The sequence below is a fragment of the Methanocalculus sp. genome, from assembly GCF_030651615.1.
In the GTDB taxonomy this organism is placed as follows: domain Archaea; phylum Halobacteriota; class Methanomicrobia; order Methanomicrobiales; family Methanocorpusculaceae; genus Methanocalculus.
Genome location: NZ_JAUSCG010000222.1, coordinates 1 through 6,034, shown reverse-complemented (window position 1 = coordinate 6,034; position 6,034 = coordinate 1). Strand labels below are relative to the sequence as shown.

Annotated in this window: 3 protein-coding genes; all 3 read right to left on the bottom strand. The window is 53.2% G+C overall.

The annotated features are described in order from the left end of the window. A partial coding sequence (uvrB, locus tag Q7V06_RS09350) for an excinuclease ABC subunit UvrB (RefSeq protein ID WP_304840869.1) occupies positions 1-1,659 on the bottom strand: 1,659 nt, incomplete at its 3' end. Beyond that, the gene (gene uvrC, locus Q7V06_RS09345; RefSeq protein WP_304840867.1) at positions 1,656-3,209 is read right to left on the bottom strand and encodes an excinuclease ABC subunit UvrC; all 1,554 of its coding nucleotides are present in this window, start codon (positions 3,207-3,209) and stop codon (positions 1,656-1,658) included. The genes uvrB and uvrC, both read right to left, overlap by 4 nt. Then, the gene (uvrA, locus tag Q7V06_RS09340; RefSeq protein ID WP_304840871.1) at positions 3,206-6,010 is read right to left on the bottom strand and encodes an excinuclease ABC subunit UvrA; all 2,805 of its coding nucleotides are present in this window, start codon (positions 6,008-6,010) and stop codon (positions 3,206-3,208) included. Before uvrA ends, uvrC begins: the two co-directional genes overlap by 4 nt. Between the last annotated feature and the right edge of the window lie 24 nt (positions 6,011-6,034).

Here is a 6,034-nt window from a genome sequence, read left to right as displayed (position 1 = left end):
GATCGAATCAGTCATTCTGTCTGCATACAGAACGACATGAGAGTTTACGTTTCGTGCCGCTCTTCCGATCGTCTGGATGAGACTCTTTTCGTTTCTGAGGAACCCTTCCTTGTCTGCGTCAAGGATACCAATGAACCCTACCTCGGGGATATCCAGCCCTTCTCTCAGAAGGTTGATCCCGACGAGGACATCGAAGGTGCCGAGCCGGAGCTGCCTGATGATCTCTGTCCGGTCAAGGGTCTTTATCTCGGAATGGAGGTATCTGGTCTTGATCCCCTGACCGACCAGATAATCGGTGAACTCTTCTGCCAGTTTCTTGGTGAGGGTGGTGACAAGCACCCGATCACCCACCTCAATGGTGCGCCGGATCTCATTCAGCAGGTCCTCTGTCTGCCCATCGATCGGACGTACCAGGACCACCGGGTCAACGAGCCCTGTCGGCCTGATGATCTGTTCGACCACCTGTTCTGCATGGTCTGCTTCATACTCCCCGGGAGTTGCTGAGACGAAGACGACATGCTTCATGTACCCTTCGAACTCAGGGAACTTCAGCGGCCGGTTATCAAAGGCGCTTGGGAGGCGGAACCCGTAATCTACGAGGCTCTTCTTCCGGGCATAATCCCCGTTATACATTCCCCTCACCTGGGGAAGGGTCTGGTGACTCTCATCAATGATTAACAGGAAGTCGTCAGGGAAGTAGTCGAGGAGACAGTACGGCTTCTCTCCGGCACTCCTCCCATCAAAATGACGTGAATAGTTCTCGATACCTTTGCAGCTCCCGGTCTCCTCGATCATCTCGATATCAAAGAGTGTCCTCTGCCTGAGGCGATGCGCCTCGATCATACCGAGTGTCGGGAGCACCAGGTCAAGCTCAGATCGAATCGAGATGACAGCCCGCTTCCGTTCATCCTCCGGTGTCACGAAGTGGCGGGCCGGATAGATGTGGAAATACTCCATCGTGGAGAGGCGCCTTCCACTCGTCTTCTCGATCTCCGATATCCGCTCAACCGTATCCCCGAAGAGTTCAACCCTGATAATATCGTTAAAGTATCCGGGAATAATCTCGATAGTGTCCCCCCGGACACGGAATCTTCCCGGTGCAAGTTCGGTATCGTTTCGTTCGAACTGAATCTCTACAAGCCGCCCTATGATATCATTTCGACGGACTGTATCACCGCATCTGAGTTCAAAACCAAGATTCTGAAAGTGTTCTGGATTTCCAAGGCCGTAGATACAGGAGACTGATGAGACGATGATGGTATCTTTTCGTGAGAGGAGGGATGCTGTTGCCGACAGGCGCATCTGCTCGATCTTCGGATTGATATCAGCGTCTTTCTCGATGTACTGATCTTTTCTGGGCAGGTACGATTCGGGCTGATAGTAATCATAGTATGATACGAAATACTCGACCCGGTTCTCTGGGAAGAAGTCGAGGAATTCATTGTATAACTGGGCTGCCAGCGTCTTGTTATGTGCAAGAACAAGGGTTGGCATCTGAAGCTCTGCAATAAGGTTTGCGATGGTGAAGGTTTTACCTGACCCTGTCACGCCGAGGAGGGTCTGCCGCTTCATCTCGTTAGAAAATCCGTCTCTGAGGCTCTGGATTGCCTCAGGTTGTGAACCTGCCGGTTTGAAATCTGCATGGAGGGTGAACTTCATGGGATCACCTTCTTTCGTCTTCGTATCCGGTTATAGGTGACGGCGAACCGGTGTGCTTCGTCACGGATCTCCTGGATGAGGAGGGATGCGGGATCATCAGCTGGAATCGGAAGAGGGTAGGGGATGGTCGGCATATAGATCTCCTCTTCACGCTTTGCGATTGAGATGACCGGCACCTCCAGATCAAGGTTCTTCAGCTCAGAATACGCAGCTGAAAGCTGGGCCTTGCCGCCGTCTATGATGATCAGGTTGGGTAGCTCCTTCTCTTCTTTGATCAGCCTGCTGTATCGTCGTCTCACAACCTCCCGAATCGATCCGGGATCGTCCCCCCCTTCTGCTGTCTTCAGGGAGTACCTGCGATAGTTCTTCTTATCCGGCCTGCCTCCTCTGAACCGGACCATCGATCCGACGGCGGCGGTGCCTGAGAGGTGTGAGATATCGAAGCACTCGATGATATCCGGCATCTCCCGGAGGTGGAGGGCCCGTCTGAGTGCATGTACCCGTTCTTCTCCTGAAAACCAGGTGAGATCGACATTCTTCCCGGCAAGATCAAGGAGCTCTCGTTTCCCTCCCTGTTTTGGGATCGTTATCAGAACACCCTTTCCCCTGAGTTTTGTCAGGTAGTCTGTGATGGCATCGTCAACCTTCTCAGGGAGGATCACTTCCCCCGGCACCTCATGATCGCTATAGTACTGAACGAGGAATTCTGAGAGGAAATCCGGTGATTCGGTGAACTGATACTCCTCCTTCTCCATGAGGGTTCCGTTCCTCTGGTGGAAGAGGAGGAGATAGACCTCACCTCCGGTGACACGGTAGTTGATCAGATCTCCTTCACTCGCATGTTTTGGTGTCACCATCCGCCTGCCGGCAAGATGTTCAAGGGCGGTGATCGTCTCCCGGATCGTGATTGCAGACTCAAAGGCACATGCTGCCGAGAGGCGTTCCATCTCAGCCTTCAGCTCAAGGATAAGGTTCTTCGTCCTGCCTTTCAGGACCTCGGTCGCCTGTCTGACCCGTTCTGCATAAGCTTGCTGACCGATTGCACCGATGCAGGGGGCTGGGCATGTACCGATATGGTACCTGAGACAGGCACGTTTTGGGAGTCTCCTGCATGAACGGAGACCAAATATCTTCTTCACCATCGCAAGGAGATGGTCACGTTCCCTGCCTGATACAAAGGGTCCGAAGAATGACCCTTTTGGCACGGTCTTCCGTGCGATCCCGATTCTGGGATACGGATCATCTGAGAGTTGGATGAAGGCGTAGCTCTTCGCATCTTTCAGATCGATATTGTACTTCGGCTGATGCTTCTTGATCAGCGTATTCTCAAGGATAAGGGCTTCGGTCTCGCTCGCTGTTGCGATGAAGTCAACTGATCTGATCGCTCCGACAAGGACTGCGGTCTTCGGATCGGATTCGTTCTTCCGGAAGTAACTCTGCACCCTCTTCCTGAGGTTCTTTGCCTTGCCCACATAAATGACGGTCCCCTCTTCGTCCATGAAGAGGTATGAACCCGGCTCATCAGGGATATGAGATGTATCGATGATCATACTCCAAGCAATGGCCTGAGGAACCGGCCGGTATGGCTCTCTGGCACGTCCGCAATATCTTCGGGTGTACCGGCTGCGATGATCTCACCACCTGCATCCCCACCCTCTGGTCCGAGATCGATGACATAGTCTGCTGACTTGATCACATCAAGGTTATGTTCGATCACAACGATGGTATTCTTCTTTGATACGAGATCGTCAAGAACAGATATGAGTTTGCTGACATCATGAAAATGGAGGCCGGTCGTCGGCTCGTCGAGGAGGTAGATCGTCTGGCCGGTGGACCGTTTCGCCAGTTCACGGGTGATCTTGATCCGTTGCGCCTCACCACCTGAGAGGGTTGTTGCACTCTGTCCGAGTTTGATGTACCCAAGCCCGACCCGGCAGAGGGTCTCAAGTTTCTGACTGATGGAAGGGATATTCTCAAAGAGGGTCCTCGCCTCTTCGACACTCATTGAGAGGACGTCTGCGATCGTCTTTCCACGGTACCTGACCTCAAGTGTCTCACGGTTATACCGTGCCCCTTTGCACTCTTCACATTCGACGAAGACGTCAGGGAGGAAGTGCATCTCGATCTTGATGGTCCCGTCCCCCTGGCATGCTTCGCATCTGCCACCCTTGACATTGAAAGAGAAGCGACCGGGCGCATATCCCCGCATCTTTGCCTCTTTTGTTTCTGCAAAGATCTTTCTGATCTCGTCAAAGACCTTCGTATAGGTGGCAGGATTCGATCGCGGTGTCCTCCCGATGGGGCTCTGGTCGATGACGATCACCTTATCGATTGGGAGGTCTGTTGTCAGGGTCTCAAATGCACCTACCTGCTGACGTGAGCCATATACTGAGTTCATCAGAGCCGGGTAGAGGGTCTCATAGATGAGAGTCGACTTTCCTGAGCCGGAGACCCCGGTGATGACGGTGAAGAGGCCGAGTGGAATCTCCGCATCGATTCCTTTGAGATTATGTTCACTGCATCCGGTGATTACAATAGCGGGCCCTTTTGGTCTTCTCTCTTGTGGAACCGGGATTGTCAGGGTGCCGGTGAGGTACTTGCCGGTCAGGGAGTCTTCTGTCTCCAGAATCTCCTGCAATGTTCCGGAAGCGACGATCTCACCTCCATGAATACCTGCTCCGGGCCCCATATCGACGATATAATCCGCCTGCCTGATGGTATCCTCGTCATGCTCTACGACGATCAAGGTGTTGCCGAGGTCCCGTAAGTGTTTGAGGGTCTCGATTAAACGGTGATTATCCCGCTGGTGGAGGCCGATTGACGGTTCATCAAGGACATAGAGAACACCCATGAGATTCGATCCGATCTGGGTTGCCAGACGGATACGCTGCGCCTCTCCACCTGAAAGGGAGCCTGAGTTTCTTGAGAGTGTCAGGTAGCCAAGCCCGACCCGTTCAAGGAAGAGGAGGCGGGCATTGATCTCCTTTCGGACCTGCCGTGCGATCTCTTCCTCCCGACCGGTGAGAGGGAGTTCCTCAAAGAAAGAGAGTGCTTTTGATACCGAGAGGTTCGTAAGATCAGCAATTGAGTGATTATGCACCTTCACTGCAAGCACCTCCTTCTTCAGCCGTGCTCCATTACAGGTGGAACAGGGGGTGATCCGCATGAACTTCTCCAGCTCTTCACGTCTGAACTCTGATTTCGTCTCCCGATACAACCGATCTGCCTGGGGGATCAGACCTTCCCATACACCTTTGTGAGACCAGTTTGCATCCCCATTCTTCATGCTCATTGAGAACCGGATCTCTTCATCTGATCCGTACATCAGGGTGTGATACTGCTCTTCTGTCAGTTCTGAGAGGGGTGTGAAGATGTCGTATCCTGAATGTTTTGCAACCGATGCCAGGTACTGCATCCGGTATCCGTCGAGGAAGTTCCGATAGAGGGCAACTGCACCATCAGCAATGCTCATGGTCCGATCGGGAATGATCAGATCCGGGTCAAGCCGCATCCGGAATCCAAGGCCGTTACAGGATTCACATGCCCCAAAAGGGCTGTTGAATGAGAAGAAACGAGGCTGGAGCTCGTCAAATGAGATGCCGCAGATCGGGCATGCCATCTCTGCCGAATAGATCTCTTCGGTCCCGTCTTCAAAGACCGCGATGACGAGGCCGCCGGATCGTTTCACCGCCGCCTCGCATGCCTCGGCAAGACGTGAGGTCTCGGCCGGGTCGAGACGATCGATGACGATCTCGATGTCATGCTTCACATACCGTTCAAGCGGTATCTCTTCATCGGTCCTGTGGATGGTGCCATCTACACGGACACGGGCAAACCCTTCACCATCCAGATCTTTGATCTGCTGGGCATAGGTGCCCTTCTTCTGCCTGACGATCGGTGCCAGGATGGTAACCATCTCAGAGGTCTTCGATCTGATCGTATCTGCTATCTGCTCCGGGGAGCGCGATTCGATCCTGATCCCATGCTCAGGACAGTAGGGAACACCGATTCGTGCGAAGAGGAGTCTGAGATAGTCATAGATCTCGGTGACGGTCCCAACAGTACTCCGTGGGTTCTTAGATGTCGTCTTCTGTTCGATCGATATTGCCGGAGAGAGCCCTTCGATCGCGTCGACGTCAGGCTTATTCATCAGACCGAGGAACTGCCTCGCATATGCTGAGAGCGACTCGACATACCGCCGCTGGCCCTCGGCATAGATCGTATCAAATGCCAGTGTCGACTTCCCTGACCCGGAGACGCCGGTGATGACGATCAGCTGGTCTCTTGGGAGCTGTAAGGTGATATTCTTCAGATTATGCTCCCGTGCCCCTCGAATGATCAGGTCTTTCATCAGTGGTGTACTGGTTGATCGTGG

Excerpts from the sequence above, each read along its gene's own strand:
- uvrC (WP_304840867.1), bottom strand. The coding sequence starts at position 3,209 with ATGATCATCGATACATCTCATATCCCTGATGAGCCGGGTTCATACCTC.
- uvrA (WP_304840871.1), bottom strand. The coding sequence starts at position 6,010 with ATGAAAGACCTGATCATTCGAGGGGCACGGGAGCATAATCTGAAGAAT.